Source organism: Vibrio injensis (assembly GCF_001895205.1).
GTDB classification, from domain to species: domain Bacteria; phylum Pseudomonadota; class Gammaproteobacteria; order Enterobacterales; family Vibrionaceae; genus Vibrio; species Vibrio injensis.
The window spans coordinates 1-1,062 of record NZ_BDJF01000008.1 but is presented as its reverse complement, the minus strand read 5'-3'; the positions used below and the strand labels follow the sequence as shown (position 1 = coordinate 1,062).

The window sequence follows — 1,062 nt, the reverse complement described above, 5'->3', positions numbered from 1 at the left end:
GGGAAGTTGGTAGTGGCGTTTCGGGCTACTTAATTGGGCGTTATGTGTCCGAGAGAGGTAAAATGGAACAATCTGAGCACTATCTCAGCAGGGTTACTATGGCATTTGATGATTTGTTGTATTGCCATGATTTCCTAGAAAGGCTCTTATCGTATGAAACCGATGAAGAGCCTATCATTCAGTTGGCTTTAACATCATCTTTTATAATTGCCTATGGGAGGGTGTTTGGTTCTTCCAATACAAAGGAACCCGAATACAAAGAATTGGTAAGCAACAAGTTTGGGGCTTTATTAAATCGCTGGAAGCGCACGTTATCAAGTGAATCACTTGAGTTTCATGAGCGCTTAATAAGTAGCCGTAATATAGCATTCGCCCATTCAGATGCAATGTCTCGGGATTACAAAGTTAGTACTAGGAACCAAATCAGTCTTGGCTGCAATCCCTACATAGCGTTTGGTGAAATAGAGTCTGAGCTTGCGTTTGAACTTACAAAATCATTATTAAAAGTAGTGTCTCGTGAGCAAACTAAGTGTAGAAATGAGCTCGACACAACAAACACATAACAAACGCTTCAAGAGGGACAGCCAACGCGTGGCATTTTTACTATGCGTTGGTTTTTGTGATTACGGTGTTATGCGGTGAGTTGGTAGTAGCGTTGTCTGCCCCTTAAGCGGGCGTTATATTTCTCTTGAATTCAACCTGTTACAAATTTAAAAGTTAAGTGGTAATGTGGGATCTTTGCTGGTTGATGATTTATTGTGATGGATAGCTGTTGATTTGATCAAGTATATCAATACCTATCGAACATTATCGTTTGGGCTCATTTAGCTGCTATTTTGATTTGGTTTACATTAATGGTTTGTTTCTCTGAGATTTATTATCAGAATCAATGGGCAAGCTTGAGTCAATTTAAAAATTAACTGTTTGTTTTTGTGCCAAAAATTAGTTCAACTTACGTTAAGTGACTGATGTTGTTTGCTATTTTTAAAGGTTGTTTGGTGTTTCAGTAGCTGTATGGAACTGAAATATAACAAGAGACTATGGCGTCAAGAGTTAATTTTT

General features: G+C 38.2%; 1 protein-coding gene. It reads left to right on the top strand.

Going from position 1 to position 1,062, the window contains the following annotated elements:
* Window positions 1–563 (top strand): hypothetical protein (locus BSR11_RS02745; RefSeq protein WP_208604767.1); only part of this gene is annotated, 563 nt, incomplete at its 5' end.
* Window positions 564–1,062 lie beyond the last annotated feature (499 nt).